This is a genomic window from Streptomyces sp. NPDC001544, assembly GCF_042894285.1.
Lineage (GTDB): Bacteria > Actinomycetota > Actinomycetes > Streptomycetales > Streptomycetaceae > Streptomyces.
On sequence record NZ_JBIAVN010000014.1, the window covers coordinates 69,671 to 90,721 of the forward strand.

Annotated in this window: 15 protein-coding genes and 2 pseudogenes; 5 read left to right on the forward strand and 12 right to left on the reverse strand. The window is 68.1% G+C overall.

All coding sequences use genetic code 11. The features are described from left to right. Positions 1-7 precede the first annotated feature (7 nt). From ACFY0F_RS29175 to ACFY0F_RS29205, 7 genes are all read right to left on the reverse strand, one after another. The gene (locus tag ACFY0F_RS29175) at positions 8-703 is read right to left on the reverse strand and encodes a VWA domain-containing protein (protein WP_388800587.1); all 696 of its coding nucleotides are present in this window, start codon (positions 701-703) and stop codon (positions 8-10) included. Between the two features lie 32 nt (positions 704-735). After that, positions 736-2,004, reverse strand: coding sequence for a hypothetical protein (locus ACFY0F_RS29180; RefSeq protein ID WP_388800590.1), 1,269 nt, complete (start codon positions 2,002-2,004; stop codon positions 736-738). Positions 2,005-2,107: 103 nt separating this feature from the next. Then, the gene (locus ACFY0F_RS29185; protein ID WP_388800593.1) at positions 2,108-2,770 is read right to left on the reverse strand and encodes a hypothetical protein; all 663 of its coding nucleotides are present in this window, start codon (positions 2,768-2,770) and stop codon (positions 2,108-2,110) included. Continuing rightward, positions 2,767-3,576, reverse strand: a complete 810-nt coding sequence (locus tag ACFY0F_RS29190; RefSeq protein WP_388800596.1) for a hypothetical protein — start codon at positions 3,574-3,576, stop codon at positions 2,767-2,769. Before ACFY0F_RS29190 ends, ACFY0F_RS29185 begins: the two co-directional genes overlap by 4 nt. 27 nt (positions 3,577-3,603) lie before the next feature. After that, a complete protein-coding gene (locus ACFY0F_RS29195; protein ID WP_388800599.1) occupies positions 3,604-4,719 on the reverse strand; it encodes an ATP-binding protein in 1,116 nt (371 codons plus the stop codon). A gap of 628 nt (positions 4,720-5,347) precedes the next feature. After that, positions 5,348-5,719 (reverse strand): fic family toxin-antitoxin system, toxin component, encoded by a 372-nt coding sequence (locus ACFY0F_RS29200; protein WP_388800602.1) that lies wholly within the window; start codon positions 5,717-5,719, stop codon positions 5,348-5,350. Next, positions 5,716-5,964 (reverse strand): hypothetical protein, encoded by a 249-nt coding sequence (locus tag ACFY0F_RS29205; protein ID WP_388800605.1) that lies wholly within the window; start codon positions 5,962-5,964, stop codon positions 5,716-5,718. The genes ACFY0F_RS29200 and ACFY0F_RS29205 overlap by 4 nt, the downstream gene beginning before the upstream one ends. Before the next feature lie 922 nt (positions 5,965-6,886). On the opposite strand from ACFY0F_RS29205, the gene ligA reads away from it, so the two are divergent. After that, the gene (gene ligA / locus ACFY0F_RS29210) at positions 6,887-8,980 is read left to right on the forward strand and encodes an NAD-dependent DNA ligase LigA (protein WP_388800608.1); all 2,094 of its coding nucleotides are present in this window, start codon (positions 6,887-6,889) and stop codon (positions 8,978-8,980) included. Between the two features lie 135 nt (positions 8,981-9,115). Here ligA and ACFY0F_RS29215 read toward each other — a convergent pair whose 3' ends face one another. After that, positions 9,116-10,510, reverse strand: coding sequence for a hypothetical protein (locus ACFY0F_RS29215; protein ID WP_388800611.1), 1,395 nt, complete (start codon positions 10,508-10,510; stop codon positions 9,116-9,118). A 1,289-nt stretch (positions 10,511-11,799) separates the two neighbouring features. Between ACFY0F_RS29215 and ACFY0F_RS29220 the strand changes: the two genes are divergently transcribed. Together ACFY0F_RS29220 and ACFY0F_RS29225 are read left to right on the forward strand one after the other, a co-directional pair. Beyond that, positions 11,800-12,270 carry a hypothetical protein gene (locus ACFY0F_RS29220; protein ID WP_388800614.1) on the forward strand — a complete coding sequence of 157 codons (471 nt, stop codon included), beginning with the start codon at positions 11,800-11,802 and terminating at the stop codon, positions 12,268-12,270. Positions 12,271-12,275: 5 nt separating this feature from the next. After that, positions 12,276-12,971 (forward strand): hypothetical protein, encoded by a 696-nt coding sequence (locus ACFY0F_RS29225; RefSeq protein ID WP_388800617.1) that lies wholly within the window; start codon positions 12,276-12,278, stop codon positions 12,969-12,971. A gap of 15 nt (positions 12,972-12,986) precedes the next feature. Here ACFY0F_RS29225 and ACFY0F_RS29230 read toward each other — a convergent pair. Next, positions 12,987-13,798 (reverse strand): annotated as a pseudogene (locus tag ACFY0F_RS29230) (IS5 family transposase). 266 nt (positions 13,799-14,064) lie between these two features. On the opposite strand from ACFY0F_RS29230, the gene ACFY0F_RS29235 reads away from it, so the two are divergent. Beyond that, positions 14,065-14,547, forward strand: coding sequence for a hypothetical protein (locus tag ACFY0F_RS29235; RefSeq protein WP_388800620.1), 483 nt, complete (start codon positions 14,065-14,067; stop codon positions 14,545-14,547). Positions 14,548-14,594: 47 nt separating this feature from the next. Continuing rightward, positions 14,595-16,775 (forward strand): tetratricopeptide repeat protein, encoded by a 2,181-nt coding sequence (locus tag ACFY0F_RS29240; protein WP_388800623.1) that lies wholly within the window; start codon positions 14,595-14,597, stop codon positions 16,773-16,775. A gap of 805 nt (positions 16,776-17,580) precedes the next feature. Here ACFY0F_RS29240 and ACFY0F_RS29245 read toward each other — a convergent pair. The 3 genes and pseudogenes from ACFY0F_RS29245 to ACFY0F_RS29255 form a co-directional block, all read right to left on the reverse strand. Continuing rightward, positions 17,581-18,225: a transposase gene (locus ACFY0F_RS29245; RefSeq protein WP_388800626.1), complete on the reverse strand. Its 645-nt coding sequence runs from the start codon at positions 18,223-18,225 to the stop codon at positions 17,581-17,583. Positions 18,226-18,844: 619 nt separating this feature from the next. Next, positions 18,845-19,714 (reverse strand): annotated as a pseudogene (locus ACFY0F_RS29250) (IS5 family transposase). 588 nt (positions 19,715-20,302) lie between these two features. After that, positions 20,303-20,506: a cold-shock protein gene (locus ACFY0F_RS29255; RefSeq protein ID WP_388800629.1), complete on the reverse strand. Its 204-nt coding sequence runs from the start codon at positions 20,504-20,506 to the stop codon at positions 20,303-20,305. Positions 20,507-21,051: the final 545 nt, after the last annotated feature.

Consider the following 21,051-nt stretch of genomic DNA (forward strand, 5'->3'; position numbering starts at 1 on the left):
AGTGGTGTCAGGGGGAGAGGGTCAGGGGCCGCAGCTGGAGCCCGAGGGCACCGGCCAGAACGGAACCGCAGGCCAAGGCGAGTGCCTGGTTCTCAAAGGACGGCAGCCGTGTGATGGAGGCGAAGGGCAGGGCCTGCCAGCCGACGTCCTGGTCGCCATCGCCGACGATCAGAACGTGCACAGCGCGCTCGGGAAGGAGGGCGAGGGCTTCGGCGAGGCCCTCGCCGCAGTCCTCGGCATCTGTGATCAGCAAGACGGCCTGGACCTCGTCAGGGGCCGGTGCAGGGAGCATCCGGGCCGCGCGCTGCAGGGCGGCAGCCGGCGCCGTCCATCCCAGGGACGGCCTCCGGTTCAGGGCCCGGCGCAGGGTGCGCATCTTCCGGTTCACGAGCACCGGCCCCACGGCGAGGTATGCCGGGGCGGTGCCGCCCCAGTGCACGACCCCAGCCTGTCCGCCGCCCTGACGGCTCATCCACTCGATCACTGCGCGTGCTGCCGCGTAGCGGACGGCGTGCGGGTCGGTGCCGCTGGTGGAGCCGGAGTCGTCGATCGCGATGATCACGGTCAGGCGGCGGAACGCATCCTCGATGGCAGCCGGCGCCCCAATGACGCCGGGCAGGCGGACAGGGGCAGCTTCGGAGAGGGTCGGAGGCTTGGGGGGTGCCGGCAGGGGGAGGGTGCGGCCCTTCACTCGGGCGGACACCCCACGTAGCCTGACGGTCCGGGTCCAGGCGGTCATGCGTCCTCCTCCTCGTAGTCGGTCTCGTCGTAGACCACGTGGAGTCCGGCGTGGGGGGCAATCAGCCCGGACTGGAGAGCCGCCCATCGGCGGTCCAGGTCGTCGCAGTTGACCCGGGCGGGGGCGCTGAGGGTGCTGTCGGCCGCGAGGGCGGGGTACTCCTGCAGCTCCTTGGCGCTGACGGGCAGCTCGGTGTCGGGCAGGTCTTCGTCGAGGACGGGGTCGGAGGTCGGCTCGGGCAGGCCGTGCACGATCTCGCGTAGATAGAGGTAGGCGGCCCGAACGGTGTCACCCGCTATCGCGTCCACGGCGCCGCGGGCGGCCGTGACCATGCCGCGGTGCGCGGCGACGATGGCGTTGACCTTCGCGGCAGCGTGCCCTGCCTGCTTGCGCTGGCGGTGGAAGCGCCTCTCCACTCGTGCGAGCTGCCACTGCTGGTGGCGGTACTGGGCGCCGAAGGGGTGTGCGCTGTGTACCGAGATCGCCGTCGCGACGAGGAACAGTCCGAGCTGCAACGCGACGAACCACAGCGTCATCGCCTGGATCCCGTTCGCCCGCAGAAACGCGCTACGGATCGCGGCGACACCGAAGGCGAGCATCAGTGCCCCGCCGACCCCGGCGGCGGTGATCACCTTGACGTGGCCCTTGATCCGCTGGTCCGCGTCCCGGTGTTCGCGGATGGCCTCGCCCAGGGCGTGTGCGGCCGCGACCATGCCGGTCACGACCGGAGCTGCCGCCACCTGCACCTCACTGAAGGGGAGCCAGGAGACGAAACGGTGATCGCTCACGCCGAGCACGGCCATCGCGACCGACGTCAGGGCAAGGTCGCCCAGGACGATGAGCGTGAGGAAGCAGATCGCCGGCCAGCGGGAGCCCGGGCGCCGCAGACCGTGATCGGCGATCGTCTGGTTCAAGGAGCGGCGTTCGGCAAGCTCCTGTGCGGCGCTCGTGATCGCCGAGCTGGCCCGGTTGAACGCGGAGTCGAAACGGGACTTCGCCTTCTCGTAGCGAGCCTGGATCGGGATGAGCCGTTCTTCCAGCCGGATGCGGATGGCGGCCGTGTGGGGCACGACTGTCTGGAGCGCGGCCAGCAGTCCCCACAGGACCTTGTTCGGACCCCACCGGGCCCCGCCGGCGGCGGCGACGCTGTCGCGCGCGCCCATCTTCGCGACCGTGAGGTCGTCGTAGTGCGTTGCCAGTTCGTTGCCCGGCCGCGTGCTCAGGGGGAACCAGCGCCGGCGGGTGAGCCTATTGGTGTTGATCATGTGAACCCTCGTGTGTGCGTGAGGCGATTAATTGGCCTCCAGCACACCCGACCGGTTCATGCCGTGTCGTGGCATATATTCCACTTTGGCTCACGTGGAGAGATCAGACAGTTGGTCTGCTTGCGGACTGCCGTCCGCTGACAGACGAGAGGCAAACGCGCAGTGTCACCGACTCCGGCGCCCATGGCGTCGGCAGCGGCCTCAACTGCCGCCAGTCGTAGGGAGGATGTCCGAGCTGGGGATGCCGGCGGTCGTAGACGTTCGCCATGAGCCACGCGAGTACACAGCACAGCGCAACCGCTTTGCCGGCAGCTGCTGCCCCGCCGGACCGCTGACTGAAGGCGCCGCCGACCACAGCCGTCCAGGACCAGTAACCGAGCAAGGGATAGACGACCAGCTGGTGGTAGATCTTGGTGGGAGCGATCGCCTGGCGGGTGGTGTAGAAGCCGACCCGGAGTTCTGCACGCCACTGCCACAGGCCGAAGAACAACCATCCGACAAGGCTGGCGATGCCGAACGGGGCAGAGGCGGCGCCACGCGGAGGCGCGCCATCCAGCAGCCACGCCCCCAAGCCGATGGCGACCGCCAACAGCGGGTCCCCGTACGCGACGGCCGTGAACTCGCCGCGAGGGATGAGCCAACGACGCTCCAACAGGCGAGCCAGCAGGAAGAACCCACCCGGCATCACGATGAAGGAAACAGCCCCGGCAACCCACGCACCATGAGAGAGCACCGAGCCGAGTACGGGTACGTATCCGTCATTCATCGGTCGTGGCGCCTTCCGAAGCGTCTTCTCCGCCGAACACCACCAGCCATCTCCGTCTCTCGAGGTCCCGCGAGCAACTCGTCGAGCTCTGGGTCGTTGAAGAATTCTGCTTGGATCATGGCGAAAGCGTGCAGCGGGGCTAGCCTTGGGACGCGGACGTCTTCGCCGCCCTGCTGGACAATCGCGCGGACCACGTCGTGCTCAAGGCCAAGGAACCTCAACCGAATATCCTCGACGACTGGAAATTTCTCGTCAGCGAATTTAGAGACCGTACCAGCAGCGACGTAGCTTTTACTGGCGATTGCGTTCCTCTCGCTGTGCTGCGTGAGCGAGCGCCATATACGCAAGTCGCTTTCTCTTTTGAGTAGTTGGCCGATCAGAGGCGCGGCATCGTTGAAGGCGCCACCTGCCGCGAAGGCTGGAGCCTGCCTTCCATCGCGGGCGGCACCCACCACAGCGCGTATCTCCTCGTCGGGAGCGCTCTTGGACAGTACGGCGAACGGACTGAAGTAGTAGTAAGACGCTAGAAGCAGAAGCACCCGATTGTCCTCCTGCTCGTTGCTGTAGACCACCAGCCTTGTCGATGGCGAGGAATCCGATATTACGCGCTCGGCGGTCAGCCCTGTCGCTTTTCTTCTGCCGTAGTGCAGGTCGATAAAGGCGAGGTCGAACGTTTCTCCCTTCAAAGCGTTCTTGACGTTTTCCGGGTATTGCACCCACTTAGTGCGGCAGTCCTGCCAGTCCTGCACTGCATGCGTAACTTGCAGGTTCGTGGAGAATAGGTCATCGACGACGAGCAGTTTCATTTTAATTTGCCGCTTCCTGTGTATCGGCTAATCTGGGACGGATTTCCACCGCACGCAAGCGCAAGTGCCAGTGACCGGTCCAGGATGGTGCTCGATCCTGCCCTCATAGCGGCGCAGGTGACTTTCGAGGACCCGCAGACTCCCGTGCGGATCCACCACTGCCCCTGAGGGCATACCCGGCCCGTCATCCTCGACCCGCACGGCCACCCACGACCGCGTCCGGGTCCCCTCAACCTGGACGTTGACGCCGACGTGTTGGGCCCCCGCCGTCCACGCGTTCGTGATCAAGTCGGGCAGCACCCGGCGAACGAGCCCGTAATCGGTTCCACTCAGGTTTTGAGCCACGTTGAGCGCCACGGTCTGCTGCTGATCATGCGGCATGATCTTCTGGATCCGTCCTACCAGAGTCGAGACGCTGCATGGCTGCTCGGGAAGACCTAGCAGGATCATCCGGGCCTCCTCAACGAGGAGCGCCAGCTCGTTGACCCACGCCCGGGTCTCGGCTCCGGCGCCTGGGTCAGCGGCGACCTGCCTCATTACGGCGCGCACCCCGTTCTTCACGAGGCTGTGCAACGTGATCGCATCGTCCCGACGGACGGCAACGACCTCGACGAGACATGTGGCAACTGCTGACCGAAGGAGCGCTTCGACGATGAACGTGTATGGCCACAGCAGCAGGAAGGAGGCAGCCAGCAAGGACGCACCGAGGACGCCCATGGGAGCATTTTCCCCCTCGACGTACAGCGGCCAGGCGAACAGCGCGAAACCCAAGACGGACAGACCGGGCGGTATGAGCGGACGCAGCCGGACGAGCTGCCGCGCCGGCGGCGCATCCGGGTTGTACCAGCCAGCATCAATCATCGCCTGGGACATCGCTGTCCAGACGTGCACGGTGGACACGGCAAGGCCGAATACGTAGACGGGCGCAGGCAGCGGGCGGACAGCCACCGGTCCCACGTACAACAAGAGCGCCGCAAGAATGCCACCGCACTCCAGAACGCCCGAAAGATCAACCGTTGCCCGTCCCTTCGCCCCGCTCAGGTGCCGTCCGAGCCACCTGAGCGCGGCAAAGCGGCTGGCTACCAATCGATCCAGTACGCCCGGTCGGTAGTGCGCCCACGTGGTGATTGCTCCCAGGGTCACCGGGAGCAACTGTGCCGAAGCCCGTGGGACCGAGTAGGGCGGGAACCAGGCCAGCAATGCCCACAGCGCGCAGACACACAGGCCCCGCACGGCCGCTCCCCACTGGTAGGCCTCGCCGTTGTACCGGAGGGCTGTCGCGTAGGCCACAGGGTTCCGCAACGCTGGATCAAACATGATCGAAGCACCACTTCAAGGCTTCCACACCTCTGCCAAGAAGTGGAATCGGCCGGAACCGGACCACTGGCCTCGACGTTGTCGTGCACTCCGTACCGTGTCGGTACAGCGCGCGGCAGCAGGCAGGCGGCTTGTCATAGGCGCAGTGCGGTCCGAGGCCGTGGCCTAGCGTCGGTCACGGGTCATGTCGTCGTGGACCAGCACGCGGGACAACTCCACCGTTTGCCTGATCGCCGGAAGTGGAGACGGCGTGCAGCCGGAGAGCCCTTCTGCAGGGCCACGCGCCAGCACACGGCGCCGTCCGCGCGGACCACGGCCCGACTGTTGCCGCCGGTGTCCACTGCATTCGAGGGGCGGGCTGTCGCTCTGCTGACGGATCACGCCGACACGGGCGGCCTGATCGAGCACGCGCGCTTCGATGTCCTGATCGCCCGCCGCCCCTGACCCCTCTGGTTCAGGGTTTCCAGGTGCGTAGGAAGGAAGCGATCCGGTCAGCGGTACAGCGCGGGTTATTCAGCTCGTGGGCAAGCGCGGTGAGCTGTTCGCGGGTGGGACTGACCGGGATGTTGCTGGCCTCGAGATACATGACGGCGACGGCGCAGGCGACGGTGAGGTTGGAGCGCTCCAGCCAGCGACAGCGGCCCAGGTTGTGCACCAGAGCGGCGGCGCGGGCGTAGGCGCCGTCGTAGACCGGGGTGTCGAGGAGTTCACCGCGGTGGCGGGCGACGGCGGCGATGGGCACGCCGTAGTCGTCGGCGGCCGGATCGCGGTGCCCGGCCCGTTCCGCCACCTCGAGGATCCAGGATTCGTCAACGTGCAGGATCACGCGGCGGCGCCCGGCTGCGGATCGGCGTACGGGGCGTCGAGCTGCTGCTCCAGATCGTCGAGGAAGGAGCCGTGCTCATCGATGAGCCGCTGGGCCGCAGCCATGCCGGCGGCGCGGGCACCGGTGGTGTCCTCGATGATGAGACGCTCCACGTACTTGTTGAAGTCCAGCCGACGGGCACGCGCGGCGGCCTTGCCGGCCTCCAGCACGTCCTCTTCCAGCCGGACCTGCGTCTGCTTCTTCATGGAAGTCACATCTCATGGTAGCAGGGTGGTAGCAGGAAGGCGAGGTGGCGTGAATGCGAAGCTCTGGCCGCGTCGCCTCCCCGCGTCACCGCGGGGAGGCGACGTACGGGCCAGGGACCCGCGTCACCTCACCTTGCCCAGGTCCGGCCGGACGGGGACAAGAGCCATCCCCGGGCTTAGCGGGTGGCCAGTTCGCTGGGCAGGCGTGCAGTCTTGATGAAGGTGCTGAGCTCGTTTCCCCAGGGCACGACGCGCGCGAACCCTTCGGCGAGATCCGTGCTGGGTCGTACGGGCTGCGGGAGGTGTCGGTCGCAGGTAAAACCCAGCATTCGGGCTTGAGCCCGCCACAGGCGGGCGTCCGGGCTGATTCCGACAGCGGCGTGGTGGGCGGCGAGAAGGTGGGCAGCGAGGGGGTCCTCTCCGCCGGCGGCGAACCGCCACCAGTAGCTGCCCCTTCGGGTGGTATTCAATGCCCGCCGGGGTCGAGGCCATGGGAAACCGCACAGAGTTTCGGGGCTACCCCCTGACCCGCCAAAGTCGCTGCGGCTCGCCAACCGGCCAGCCGCACCGACACCTTGGAGGCCGCCCGTGTCCCCTGCCCCCGACAACCGCACCGCCCTCGCCGTCGCGCTCTTCGGCTCCGGTCTTGTGGTCCTCGTCGCCGTGCAAGCGCCCGCGACTCGTCCCTGCACTGTCCCTGGGCCTGGGCGCATGGGCCGCGCTGTACCTGTTCCTGCGACTGTGACGCCCCACCGTTCACGACGGCCGGGGAGGATGCGCGGCAGAGGCGAGCCGCCTGCGTGTCCTCTCCGACCGGCCGGGCCAGCGCCCGCTCGTTGACAGGCGGACTCCGGTGGGTGCCCACGACCGCCGGAAGCCTCTACCAGTAGCAATGTCAGTGGTGGCAGGCAGGATGACGGGCATGACCACACCAGTTGCGCAGATCGTGGATGCCGCTGCCTACGCGCAGGCGGTCGAGACCGTGGTGAAGGGCGCGGCCGCCTACTACGCGGACGGCACTTCCCCGCTGGACGATGACAGCTACGACCGGCTGGTGCGGGGCATCGCCGCGTGGGAGGCCGATCATCGTGATCAGGTGCGGCCCGACTCGCCGACCGGGAAGGTCACCGGCGGTGCCGTGGAAGGCGACGTGCCGCACACCGTGCCCATGCTGAGCCTGGACAACATGTTCTCGCCCGAGCAGTTCACGGCCTGGACCACCTCGCTGGCGCGCCGGATCGGACACGAGGCGGAACGCTTCTGCGTCGAGCCGAAGCTCGACGGGCTCGCCATCGCCGCCCGCTACACCCGCGGGCGGCTGACCCGGCTGATCACGCGCGGCGACGGGACGGCCGGGGAGGACGTCTCCCACGCGATGGGAACCGTCGAAGGCCTGCCCGAAACGCTGTCCCAGCCGGTCAGCGTGGAGGTGCGCGGCGAAGTCCTCATGACGAACGCGCAGTTCGAGCACGCCAACGAGGTGCGCACCGCGCACGGCGGGCAGCCTTTCGCCAACCCCCGGGGCGCGGCCGCCGGCACTCTGCGGGCCAAGGACCGCGCCTACACGGTCCCGATGACATTCTTCGGCTACGGCCTGCTGCCGCTGCCCGACACCGACGGCGCCCTGGCCGACCGGCTGGGCAGCCTCGCCCACAGTGAGCTGATGACGCTGGCCGGCCAGCTGGGCGTGAACACCACCGCCGGTACAGCGGTGCCGGGCATCACCGTAGCCACCACCGGCGAGGTCCTGGCCCGGGTGCGGGAGATCGCCGCGGCGCGCGCCGGGCTGCCGTTCGGGATCGACGGCATCGTCGTCAAGGCCGACCTGGCCGCCGATCAGCAGGCGGCCGGCTCTGGTTCACGGGCGCCGCGGTGGGCGATCGCCTACAAGCTGCCCGCCGTCGAGAAGATCACCCGGCTGCTCGAGGTGGAGTGGAACGTGGGCCGCACCGGCATCATCGCCCCGCGTGGCGTCCTGGAACCGGTCGAGATCGACGGCTCCACGATCACCTACGCCACCCTGCACAACCCGGCCGACATCACCCGCCGCGACCTGCGTCTGGGCGACCACGTGATGGTCCACCGCGCCGGCGATGTCATCCCGCGCATCGAGGCCCCGGTCGCCCACCTGCGCACCGGCGACGAGCAGCCGATCGTCTTCCCCGAGGTGTGCCCGCGGTGCGGCTCCGGCATCGACACCAGCCAGGAACGCTGGCGGTGCGAGCAGGGCCGCAACTGCCACCTGGTCGCCTCGCTCTCCTACGCCGCGGGCCGTGACCAATTGGACATCGAAGGCCTGGGCACCACCCGCGTCGTGCAGCTGGTCGAGGCGGGCCTGGTCGCGGATCTCGCCGACCTGTTCACCTTGTCCCGCGACCAGCTTCTCGGGCTGGAGCGGATGGGTGAAACCAGCACGGACAATCTGCTGGCCGCGCTCGCCACGGCCAGGACACGGCCGCTGTCGCGGGTGCTGTGCGCGCTCGGCGTCCGTGGCACGGGCCGCTCGATGTCCCGCCGTATCGCCCGGCACTTCGCCACCATGGACAACATCCGTGCCGCCGACGCCGAGGTCCTGCAGCAGGTCGAGGGCATCGGCGCCGAGAAGGCACCCGCGATCGTCGCCGAACTCGCCGAACTCGCCGGGCTGATCGACAAACTCACAGCGGCCGGGGTGAACATGACCGAACCCGGCGCCACTCCCCCACCGGCAGCCGGCGAGGACACGTCCGGGGCCGCCGCGGGCTCGGGTGGCGTCCCGGCCGGCGGTCCGCTCGCCGGGATGACGGTGGTGGTCACCGGCACGATGACCGGACCGCTGGGGCAGCTCAGCCGTAACCAGATGAACGAACTCATCGAGCGGGCCGGGGGACGCTCCTCCTCCAGCGTGTCGCAGAAGACCGCTCTCGTGGTCGCCGGGGAAGGCGCTGGATCCAAGCGGGCCAAGGCCGAAGACCTCGGCGTCCGGCTGGCCACACCCGACGAGTTCGCCCTGCTCGTGGCCGACTACCTGGGCTGATCCAGGCCAGCGGACAGCCGCACGCCGCATCGACCGCCTGCTCTAACGCGCGGGCTGTTGGGCATGGGCCTCCCCGGCCGAACAGCCGGGGGCCCATGCGCGTGGCTGCCAGGCAGCGGTTTTCGGTTGTGCCTGTCAGTGGGTCTTCTCCGGTGGCAGGGCCAGGTCGAGGTACGCGGTGAGGCTGGCGCTGTCGAGCGTGCCGTCCATCGACAGGGAACGCAGCAGGGTGTCGGCCACGGCGTCGCGGGGGATGCCGAGACGGCTCTGGGCCTCGCGGACGATGTCGCCGATGGCGTACTGGCCGTAGTCGGGGTGATGGCGAATGAGCCAGTCCAGGGTCTTGGCGACGGGGGTGGTCAGGGCGTAGAAGTGCGTGCGGCCGTCGCCTTCGTCGCTGTCCCAGCCGTGCTGTTCCGTCAGTTCGTCGAGGACGGCGTGACGGATGGTGGCGGCCAGGTGGTCGGTGGGGATGATGTCGTCCAGGCGCGTGGCGACGTGCAGTGCGAGTTCGTTGGAGATCTCCCGAACGTCCGGCTCGCTGCGGTGGCGCAGCACCCAGCGCTTACGGGTCTGCGGGCGGCCCCACAGCAGGGCCTGGAACTTGGCGGTGAGGCGTTCACGCAGGTCGCTCACGCCGGCGGGCAGGGCGTCGGGGGCGGGCCCGGCCACGGCGGCCGCGACGTTCTCCGGGGAGCGGCTGCGCTGGGTGACCCAGTCCTGGGCGACCGGGCGGGACCAGGCGCTGCGGCCGCTGACCGTGGCCTGGGGCAGGGGGACGTTCCCTTCTCCGCGGGAGGCGTACGAGCGCAGGGTGGAGGCGGCGATGCCGGCCAGGCCCGCGAACTCGGTGACGCCCAGCAGCTGGTCGGCGGCGAGTTCGGGAGCGGAGAGCTGGACCACGCACTGGTTGAGGGGGAAGTCGCCTTCGCGGTCGGTGCGGTGCTGCGCCCAGAGTGCGAGGTGGTCGCTCCATCGTCCGGCGAGCGGTGCGTCCGGGTCGAAGGCGGTGACCTTCAGAATGTGGCCGACGTTGGGGTGGGCGGTGGCGTCCAGGAGCTGGTCGGCGGTGACGGCGATCGCGGCCGGGGCCGGGGTGCGGACGAAGTCCTCGTCGGCCGCATCCCAGATCTGTCCGGGCCGGTACCAGGTGGCTCCGTCCCACCAGTAGCCGCCGGCCCGGAACAGCAGCGGGCCGCCGTGCCATGCAGCGTGCAGTTCGTTGGCGTCCTCGTCGCGTACGAGCAGGACTGTCCGGCCGTGGTCGGGGTGGTAGCGCACGCACCAGGCGAACTCGTTCCGCTGGGGGTCGGTGGTGTAGGCGCGCCATCCGCCTGCGGAGCGCTCGAGGTCGTAGCGGCCCCACATGCCGCCACCGCGGTTGCGGCCGACGGCTTCGAGCTCGCGGGGGTCGTCGAGGGGGATGTGGGAGTCGTCGACGAACGGCAGGTCGGGGACGGGGTGGTCGGTTCGCAGGCCGTTGGCCAGGGGGCGCAGCGTGTACACGAGGAGTGTTGTGTCCTTTCCCACTGTAGCGCTGTAGATATCTACAGCGTACCGCTTCGGCTTCTACAGCTAACCCAAGTCATCAGGATTGGCGAGAAGTTGCCACATCGCGTCCAACCGCACGGCACATCGTGGAAGGGTGCGCATAGGGCGCCGCGCTGCTGGTCCGCGACCTGCCGGGCCACCCCCGGCTTCCTCGGCTTGGACTGTGCTCTCTGGCTGGAAAACGCACAGCCGGATACATCGTCAACTGCCCGGGACCACCTCGCAGGCGCAGGGAGGAGACGCCGACCGCACGCACTCAAGCCCGGTTCTCACCATCCCCGCAGACGCGGGCAGCAGCGGCCGTCACCGAGTGCGCCGACGACGCCGCGACGGGCTGGGACCATCTCCGCGGGCGCGGGGAGCAGTTCACGGAGGAGCCCCTGGGCGTTTTCGTCTTGGGACCATCCCCGCACGCGCGAGGAGCAGCCGGGCCGGGCGTCGTTCTTGATGAACGTCACGGGACCATCCCTGCGGGCGCGGGGAGCACTCATCAGCGCGGTACTCGAAACGAGCGACCGGGGGACCATCCCCGCGGGCGCGGGGAGCAGAGCCGCTGTCCGCCAGCGAACTGCATGTCGACGGGACCATCCCCGCAGGCGTGGGGAGCAGACGCCGACCCCGACCGGTCGCCCGATCATGTCGGGACCATCCCCGCGGGTGCGGGGATGGTTCCTACGTCGTGCCCGCGGGCGGCGACGTGAAGGCCTGCTCCCCGCGCCTGCGGGAATGGTCCCTGGTCGGGGTCACGGCCGTCCACTCAATGGCGCTGCTCCCTGCACCCGCGGGGATGGTCCCCAGGAGTCGGGCGGCAACCTCAAGGCCGTCAACTGCTCCCCGTGTCTGCGGGGATGGTCCCAGCACGGCGAACAGGTCGCGCGGGGCGTGACCCTGCTCCCCGCACCCGCGGGGATGGTCCCATCACCGTGGTCGGGGTCACCGCGACCGACACGCTGCTCCCCGCACCCGTGGGGAGGATGGTCCCGGCGTCTCCCGCGTATCCGTCGCCAACACGGCCTGCTCCGCGCGCGTGCGGGGATGGTCCCGACAAGCTGGTCGACACCAGCACCAAGAACGGCTGCTCCCCGCGTCCGCGAGGATGGTCCCGCGGCATCGTCGAGGGGGTCTGGGCCTACATGCTGCTCCCCGTGCCCGCGGGGATGGTCCCCAGCTCGGGGCGCCGGCCACCACGCGGCCGCGACTGACGGAACAAACATCAGGAAATCGGGAAGATGGCCACATGTTCGTGGCACCGTGCCTAGCATCAAGGCATGACCTTGCTGGGCGCGGCATTGTGGGGGCTGTTTGGTGGCTTCGCCGTCGAGTCGCTGGAGTTCTGGACAGCCGTGCGGCGCCACCAGCGCTGGCCCTGGGAGAATCCGGGCGACGGACCAACCCTGGGACTTCTGGCCTACATCCTCGCCACCACCTTACGGCTCGGCGTCGGGGCGGGTGTGGCCGTCGCAGCGCGCACATCCGAGCAAAGCGCCACCGCCTGGTTGGCGATGATCGTCGGGGCTGGGACGCCTCTGCTGCTGGAAAAGGCGACGGCCCTCATCCCCCTCGTCCTGCAGGTCGGCGTCACCGCGGTCACCGCGACCTCCCCGCGCGAAGGGGAGAGTGGCGAGGCCGCGTTCTTTCTCGAGCCGCAGCGCCCGCGCTCCGCCGGGCGCAACCGCCCTGACACGTCGGCCCCGGACAGCGAGACCGCCCTGGCCGACGGCGAAGGCCAAAGGAGTTGATGGTCGTGCGCGCCAACTCCCTACCTGGCCGGGTCGTGGCCATCGTTTCGCGCCGTGCTCCCGCGTTCCAGCCGCGTCCAAGCGAACAGACCGGTCTGGCCTGGGCCGTACAGGCGGCGTTGCCGGGCACGCGTCGCCAGGAGCCGACCGAGGCCGCCTCCACATCCGAGGCCGGAGCGCTTCCAGGTTCACGCGTTGGCCCACCGTCCGATCTCGTCGTCACGGTCGAGCCGTGGCGCTGGCATCAGACCCGGGCCGCTTCCCCCAGCGTCGGTAACGCCCGGTCTATGAAGGTCATGTCGACCCTCGTCGGGCTCGTCGCCGCCTGTCTCCTGGCAGCGGGCGGCTTCACGTTGACAGCCCTGGCGCCCGGCGAGACGACGGCGCCGGCCGGGCCGCCGTCGCCCACCGCGACCCTTGGACCTACCCAGACGGTCGTGCGGTATTTCGATGCGATCAACAAGAGGGACTACGGGACAGCCTGGTCGCTGGGAGGCCGCAACCTCGGTGCGAACTATGACACCTTCGTGGCGGGCTTCGCGCACACAGAAACAACCTACGTCACCATCCTGTCCGTCACAGGTGACGTCGTAACCGTGGAGCTGAACGTCCACACCACGGATGGGAGCAAGAAGAACTATCACGGCACGTACACCGTCAGCGACGGCGTGATCACGGCAGCCAACGTGAAGGTCGACTAGGGAACGTCTTGCCGATCATGTGTCGAGCCAGATGAGTGTGCTGGCCAGGGTGATCGCGGCTCGGTAGCGGCCGGGTTGTTTGTCGTAGCGGGTGGCGATGCCGCGCCACTGCTTGAGGCGGTGGAAGCAGCGTTCGACGACGTTGCGGCGCCGGTAGACGGCCTTGTCGAAGCCGCAGGGCCGTTCGCGGCGGCGTGCCCGGCCTGCGAGTTGGTCGATGCGTTCGGGGATGGTCGCTTTGATTCCGCGTCTGCGCAGGTAGGCGCGGAAGGTGCGGGCTGAGTAGCCCTTGTCGGCCACGACTCGTTCGGGCCGCCGGCGGGGGCGTCCCGGCCCGGGCCGGGCGACGCGGATGGCGTCGATGACGGTTTCGGCCTGGGTGCAGTCGTTGCGGGTGCCGGCCGTGACGGTGAAGGCCAGCGGCCGTCCCCGTCCGTCGCAGGCGAGGTGGATTTTGCTGGTCAGCCCGCCGCGGGAGCGTCCGAGTCCTCGTTCCTCGAGCCCCCTTTGGTGGCCGTGTGCTGATGAGCTCTGACGATCGTGGAGTCGAGCGCGACCAGCCAGTCCACCTCGGCCTGGCCCTGGGCTGCGGACAGGAGCCGGTCGAAGGTGCCGTCGGCCGTCCAGCGGGCGAACCGTCCGTGGACCGTCTGCCAGGGCCCGAACCGTTCCGGCAGATCCCTCCAGGGCACACCGGTGCGGAACTTGAACACGATGCCTTCCAGCACCTGGCGGTGATCGCGCCATCTGCCCCGGGCACGGCCCACCGGCGGCAGCAACGGCTCGATCACCGCCCACGCGGCCTCAGATATCTCCCCATCCCTCACGACCAGTCCAACGATCGGATGATCGGAAAGACACTCCCTAGGGCCACCCCTGTCTTGATCAATATCGATGAGTTTGGGAGTCGCTGGACCCTCATGGTGGGTCGATGAGGGTTTCTTGAACGCCAGTGGCCTAACTCGCTAGGTCTATGTCTGCTCGGACGCCGAGCTCTGCAACGTCTTTGTCACGTGCGGCATTTGCCAGGTCGGGGCCCGGGCGGTGTGGGTACGGTTGAAATGCCATGTGTCAGGCTGGTCAGGGGGTAGTGATGACGGGTGTGGAGATCGCGGTCGGGTACGTGTTCGCGTGGTTAGTGGGCAAGGCCAGACGGGTGGCAGTACGGGCGGATACGGAGGTCGACCGGGGGCTGGATGCGGGCATGGACCGGCTGCACGAGTTGATCAGCGCAAAGCTGGGGCAGGATCCCGCGCTGGAGCGCGCTCGGGAGGAGGCTGATGCCGGGCAGGAAGTGCCGTCGGAGCGCACGCGACGCCGGCTGGTGGACTCCTTGGAGGACGCGGCTGAGCACGACCCGTCCTTTGCTGAGGCACTTGAAGACCTGGTGAGGAAACTGCAGTCTGCCGTCGCTGCGGGGAGCGGCGGGGTGTCGGCGACCGGCGACGGGCAGGCCATCGGCGGAAGTGTGGGCATTCGCGCGGATCGTGGGTCGGCGGCCGCGCTGAGGATGGGGAACGTGACCATCGGATCCACTGAGAACCCTCCTCCGCCGCCGGGTCCGGAGCAGGGCTGACCGAACCCGGCATCACTACCCACCCCTCCACCACCTCGTACGGTGCTGTGCGTGACGCGACCATCACCTCGGCCTATGGCGGGGTTAGTGCTTTGACTATCGGCGCGGTTCACCAGCATCGTCATGCCGCGTTCCGCAAGCCGGCCGCTTGGCCGCACCAGGTTGGGGTGATCCCGCGACGGGCGGACTGTTTCCAGGTTCGGGCCGAGATGGGGCTGTTGCAGCGGGCCGTGACAGAAGGTGGGACGGCGGTAGCCAGCCATGTCCTGGCCGGGATGGGCGGGGTGGGCAAGACCCAGTTGGCTGCCGACTACGCTCGCTACGCCCAGGAAAGCGGCACGGTTGACGTGCTGGTATGGATCGCTGCCGGCAACCGCACGGAGGTCGTTTCGGGCTATGCGCAGGCCGGGGTCGAAGTGCTGGGCGCCGATCCGGCCGATCCGCAAGCTGCGGCGCGGGAGTTTCTGGCCTGGTTGGCGCCCAAGACCGGCGCCAAGCCATGCCGGTGGCTGGTCGTGCTGGATGATGTCGCTGACCCGGCGGACCTAGCTGGGTGGTGGCCGCCGGCCAGCCCGCATGGCTGGAGCCTGGTCACCACCCGCCGCCGCGACGCGGCCCTGATCGGCAACGGGCGTCGCCTGATCGAGGTCGGACTGTTCAACCGATCCGAGGCAATGGCCTACCTGGCCAGCGTGCTGGACGCCCATGGTCGCACCGAGCCGGAGGAGGAGCTAGGCGCCCTCGCCGACGCCTTGGGTTGTCTGCCGCTGGCCTTGTCTCAGGCGGCTGCGTACGTCGTCGACGCCCACCTGGCCTGCGCCGACTACCAGGACCTGCTGGCCGACCGGGCCACCACGCTCGCCGATGCCGTTCCCGATGCCCTGCCTGACGACCAGACCGTCACCATCGCCGCAGCCTTGTCCCTGTCCATCGACCGTGCCGACAGCCTCCGTCCGGTAGGTCTGGCCCGGCCCATGCTCCACCTGGCCGCCCTCCTGGATACCCACGGCATCCCAGCCGCCGTCCTGACCGGCGAGCCCGCCCGCGCCTACCTCACCGCACACTGCATCCCCACCGTCTGTGGAGATAACCCGCCACAGAGCGGCCTGGTCACCGACAGGAACGCAGTCGGCGCTCTACGAGCCTTGCACCGTCTGCATCTCATCGATCACACTCCCGACTCCCGCTGCAGAACTGTCCGCATCCACCGGCTCGTTCAACGCGCCGCCCGTGAAACCCTCACTCCCTGCCAGCGCGACCAAGCTGCCCGCACCGCCGCCGACGCTCTCCTGGCTGCTTGGCCAGCCATCGATCGTGACACCGCTCTTGCCCAGGCCCTGCGCGCGAACACGACCGCTCTTACCGCCTGCGCCGAAGACGCCCTGTACCGGTCGGATGCGCATGCAGTGCTCTACCGCGCCGGTGAAAGTCTCTTCGATAGCGGCCAGCTCACTGCGGCCCTTGGCTACTTCCAGTGCCTCACTGACGCCACACGCCGCCGCCTTGGACCCGACCATGCAGACACCCTCGCCGCCCGTTCCTACGTGGCCCATTGCCAGGGTCATGCGGGTGATGCGGCAGGGGCTGCCGCCGCGTTCGCCGACCTGCTCAACGACTACCTGCGAGTGCTGGGCGAAGACCACCCCAGCACCCTCCGCGCCCGGCACAATGTGGCCTGTTGGCAAGGGGAGGCGGGTGATGCGGCAGGAGCTGCCGCCGCGTTCGCCGACCTGCTCAACGACTGCGTGCGAGTGCTGGGCGAAGACCACCCCGACACCCTCAGCTCCCGCGCCTACGTGGCCCATTGGCAGGGTCATGCGGGTGATGCGGCAGGAGCTGCCGCCGCGTTCGCCGACCTGCTCGACAACGAGCTACAGGCGCTAGGCGAAGACCACCTCGACACCCTCGGGACCCGGTTCAACATCGCTTATTGGCGAGGAAAGGCCGGTGATGCGGCAGGGGCTGCCGCCGCGTTCGCCGACCTGCTCGACAACGAGCTACAGGCGCTGGGCGAAGACAATCCCAAAATTCTCCGGACCCGGTTTAACGTGGCCTATTGGCAGGGGGAGGCGGGTGATGCGGCAGGGGCCGCCGCCGCGTTCGCCGAACTGCTCAACGACTACCTGCGAGTGCTGGGCGAAGACCACCCCGACACCCTTGCCGTCCGGCATCACCTCGCCCGGTGTCAGGGGCAGGTTGGAGGAGGGGGCAGCCCAACAGTCGTGTAGTGGGCGTTCGGAGGCGACGAACATCGAGAGGCGTTCAGTTCGGGCTCTGACTCAACTTCCGTGCAGCGAATGCTAAGAGTTAGATGCTTGCCATTTCATGTTGCCTTTGCCGATGGTGGCTGCCCATGCTGTGCCTGCCGGATGCGCTGGGCAAACATACGGGTGACAGAGTTCAGAACCTTGGGATCCGCTGCGGCTGGGCCGTCTGTGTTGATGTTCACGTGGCAAAAACAGTATCCAGGCGGAGGGTGATCGAAGTGCTGCAATGGTTCTTGCCGATGCAGTAGGAGGCTGTGAACGCTGCGTCGACGTCCGGGATCTGCGCGGGCCCAACTTGGGCGCTTGCCATCTGAGACCTGCTCTCCGTGTACCTGTCGATAGCCTGAGCCCGGGTCCGGAAAGATTGGAGACCGAACCCAACTGTGCCTTCGAGATCAGTCGCAGCGTAACCCTGAGTGCCGTAGGCCAAGCTACCGCCGTCTTCGGGATTGGCGCCGTGGAGACGCAGCGTGCCAGATTTCTCCCAACCCGGAGGCACATCACCCGAGTCCGTTAACACGACTTTTACTTGATCTTTACCTAGGGCTCTGACGACTTGAGACGAAGGCGAACCGCTCTGGGTGGGGCTGTGTTCTTCAGCGTCGGTCCCGGTCACGCACCCAAAAGGAGTGAAATGGCTCCAATCGCGCATAGACCCCTAACTGCCCCCTTGTCCCGCATCAGTTCCCCTTCTACGGCAAGCGATCATCCTGACGATCATATGGGCCCCGAGTGGGCTCAGCAGTCAGAGGGTCGCAGCTGCTCGTCACGACAGCAGGACTCTTTTCCGAAGGAGCTGGAACCCTGCGCGGCCGAACATCTGGCGCTTGAGCATCTTGATCCGGTTGACATGACCTTCGACGACGCCCGAGTTCCACCGCAGGGTGAGGCCAGCAATGACGGCGTCACGGTCTCTGTCGATGCCGGCGGCGAGCTTGTGCAGGCTGGGCAAGTCGTCCTGCCGGACAGCGTCGAGCCAGTCCGGCAGGCGCTCGCCCTGCCTTCCGGTAAGCATGGTCGCAAAGGACCGCACGTACCGGGTCAGAGCATCGAGTTCGGGGCAGCGCGTCCGGATGGCTTTGAGCTGGAGCTGCTCGGTCTCGGTGAGGGTTTCCAGGTGCCGGAGGATCCACCCGGCGACGGCCCGGGGCGTGGGTGGCCGTGCGATCACCGACTGCGGTGATGTGCGCTTGTCGTGCAGATACGCGCGAACCCGCTGGTAGCTGCCCTTGTAGCCGAGCGGGATGATCTCCTCCCAAAGCTTCCACGCGTTAGTGCAGCCCTCCCTCCAGCGGTCGTCCAGGTAAGGCTTGTAGTCGTCGAGGACGGAGGGCCGGTTCTGCCACTGACCGGTGAACAACTCCTCAGGCGCCGCAGCCGGGGCTAACTGCTTGACGGTGCGGTAGGTCATCCCGAGTTGTCGCTGGACCGAGCGTCGGCTGTGTCCTGCCTTCACGTACCGTCCGGCAGCGCCGCGCCTTAGAGGAGCCCGAGATTCTCGTCGATGAAGGACACGCAGCCCGAGACGGAGATGAAGTCGCCGACGGCCAGGAGCGTGGCAGCCGGCGGCAGCCGGCGTCCAGGATGCGGCGGTGGAGAGTGGACCAGGATGCGTTGGCACGCCGCGGACCCGGCGGCGAAGGCCAGTAGCAGCTCCGGCCGAGCTCGCCATCGTCCAGCGACGGGTTCAGCTGAAGGAATCCGTCGTCGGCGAAGGAAAAGGGCAGGTAGTGGCAGTACCCGGCGATCAGAGCGTCGACGTTCAACTTCCGGCAGTGGGGCCCGGATCCGGGGCCCCTTCAACCTGGTTGGCCACCACCTCCGGCCGCGTACGGCGAATGAGGTCGACCGGGCTGTCCAGGTCCGGGGCGAAGCGGGCCCGCTATTTCGTGGCCGGTGGTCCGATGACGCAGATCCGCTGGCCATCTTTCCGGACAGCTTCGACCGCAACGTCTTGCTCAGCGCCCATCCGGGGCGCATCGACACCACCCACCGTGTGTGCCTCTTAGGGGCCGCTTTCTCCCGTTGTTTCATCCCGGTATGCGGATTTGATCCGGTGATGTCATGTCGCGCCAGGAGATGGTGTTCTCTCCGGTGAGGCGGCGGGCCATGAGGTCGGTCATGGCGAGTTGGATCATGGCTTCGGAGCGGGCTGGGAGGGTCTCGTAATCGCGGGCCAGGCGGCGGTGGAGCATGAGCGAGCCGTAGGTCCGTTCCACGGCCCAGCGTTTGGGCATCGGGGTGAAACCCCTGGTCCCGGGGGTGCGGGCGCTGATCTCCATGTCGATGCCGAGGGTGGCGGCGTGCTCGACGAGGTGCTTGCGGTAGCCGCCGTCCACCCAGGCCTTGCGGATCGTGGGGTGGTCGGCGGCGACCTGGTCGAGCAGGCGGGTGCCAACGTTGGAGTCCTGGACACTGGCCGCGGTGACCAGGACCGCGAGGAGGAGGCCGAGCGTGTCGGTCGCGATGCTGCGCTTGCAGCCCACAATCTTCTTGGCGTTGTCCGTGCCCTGGCTCGCGGCGGGGGCGCTGGTGGAGGTCTTCACGCTCTGTGCGTCGATCACGCAGGCCGAGGGCTCGGTGTTACGGCCCTCCTGTTCGCGGACCAGCTCCCGTAACAGGCCGTTGAGCTGGGCGAAGATGCCGTCCTTCTGCCACTTGGCGAAGTAGCCGTAGACGGGGTTCTAGTGGGGGAAGTCGTGCGGCAGGTAGCGCCACTGCACCCCGGTGCGGTCCACGTACAAGATCGCGTTCATGATCTCGCGGAGGTCGAGCTCGGCGGGCCGGCCGAATGCCAGCGCCCGGCCATGGCGCTCGTAGCGCCAGGCGGCCAGGACTGGCTCGATCAGCTCCCAGCGGGCATCGGACAGATCACTCGGATACGGGCGACGGTCAGCCATGACCTGGAGATACCGCCGTTCAGGGGCGTGCGCCCAGGCGTGCGTGCGGCCGCCTCGAAGCACGCGACGGACCCGGACGTCCTGGAATGAGACAGGCGCAAGCCGTCCTCCGCCCCAGGCGTCACACCATTTGTCTCGGCGTCCACCACCAGCCCGACAGCCCCACCAGCACCAGATCACCGGACGGCGGAAACGCTGCCATACCTCAATGAACAGGTGAAAACGACCTCTTAGAGGGCGATCTTCACGCCGAAGAGGGCGGCCCCTGCCCAGGGCGCGGGAAGCGGGGCCGCCGGGTCCTGCTGTCCTGTCAGTGCAAGGCACCACAACGCTACAGTCCGGCCGCCGTTCTCACCCGTCCCGTTACGGCGGCTGGGTGAGGACAGTGGATGCTCGACTAGGTTTGCTCCGATCAATCCCAAATGGCATTCATCGGCAGCTCAACCCACAGGGGCCGCAAGCAGTCTGAGCGGCGTTCCGCCTGGCGGCATTACCCAGGGGGCAGCCGCCGTCTGTCCAGCTGGAGCTGCCACGGCGCCTGGAGAGCGAATGCTCAGAGGCGCCGTGCAGGTCGTGGCGGGCGCGGGATTAGGCGGGGGTGATGTTCTCCGCCTGCGGGCCCTTCTGCCCCTGGGTGATGTCGAAGGTGACGGCCTGGCCTTCCCGGAGCTCGCGGTAGCCGTTGGCGTTGATGTTGGAGTAGTGCGCGAAGACGTCGGGGCCGCCTCCGTCCTGCGCGATGAAGCCGAAGCCCTTTTCGGAGTTGAACCACTTGACGGTTCCGCTGGCCATGCCGGTACCTCTCGGTTTGTTTCGGGTCCGCACCGCGCGGGCCCGGATGTGATCGCCCTGGTCCTGCACAGCACAGCAAAACGCCCGCACCAGGGCGCGGGCAGGTACTGCGAACCACGACAACTGCTGGTGACGCTACACCGCAGGGCGGTCCCTCTCCACCGGAAATGACCATGACCGGCAGGACTGTAGGCCAGCCAGACGTTCCTCAGTTGGCTCGGGATAACGATGTAGCGGGAACCCGGACGCCGTGACACATGCCAAGGTGGTTGGTGCCAGCGACCGGGGGTGTGTGGGGCGACGCCTGCGGTGCCCCCGGCCCGGCACGGCCACAAGGAGCGCCTCATGCGAATTGGCCGACTACTGGCCCCAGCAGCGTGTGTTCACCCCTAGGAAGGGTGGACGTCAGCGCAGGTTGGGGAAGACGGCGCCTGCTCAAGGTGAAGTGGCCGTCGACCTCTCCCGGGACAGCGCTGGGCGGTGACGACATCCGGCCAGGCCGCAAACGCCCGCACCAGGCGGATCGCGAAACCCTGCACATTCTG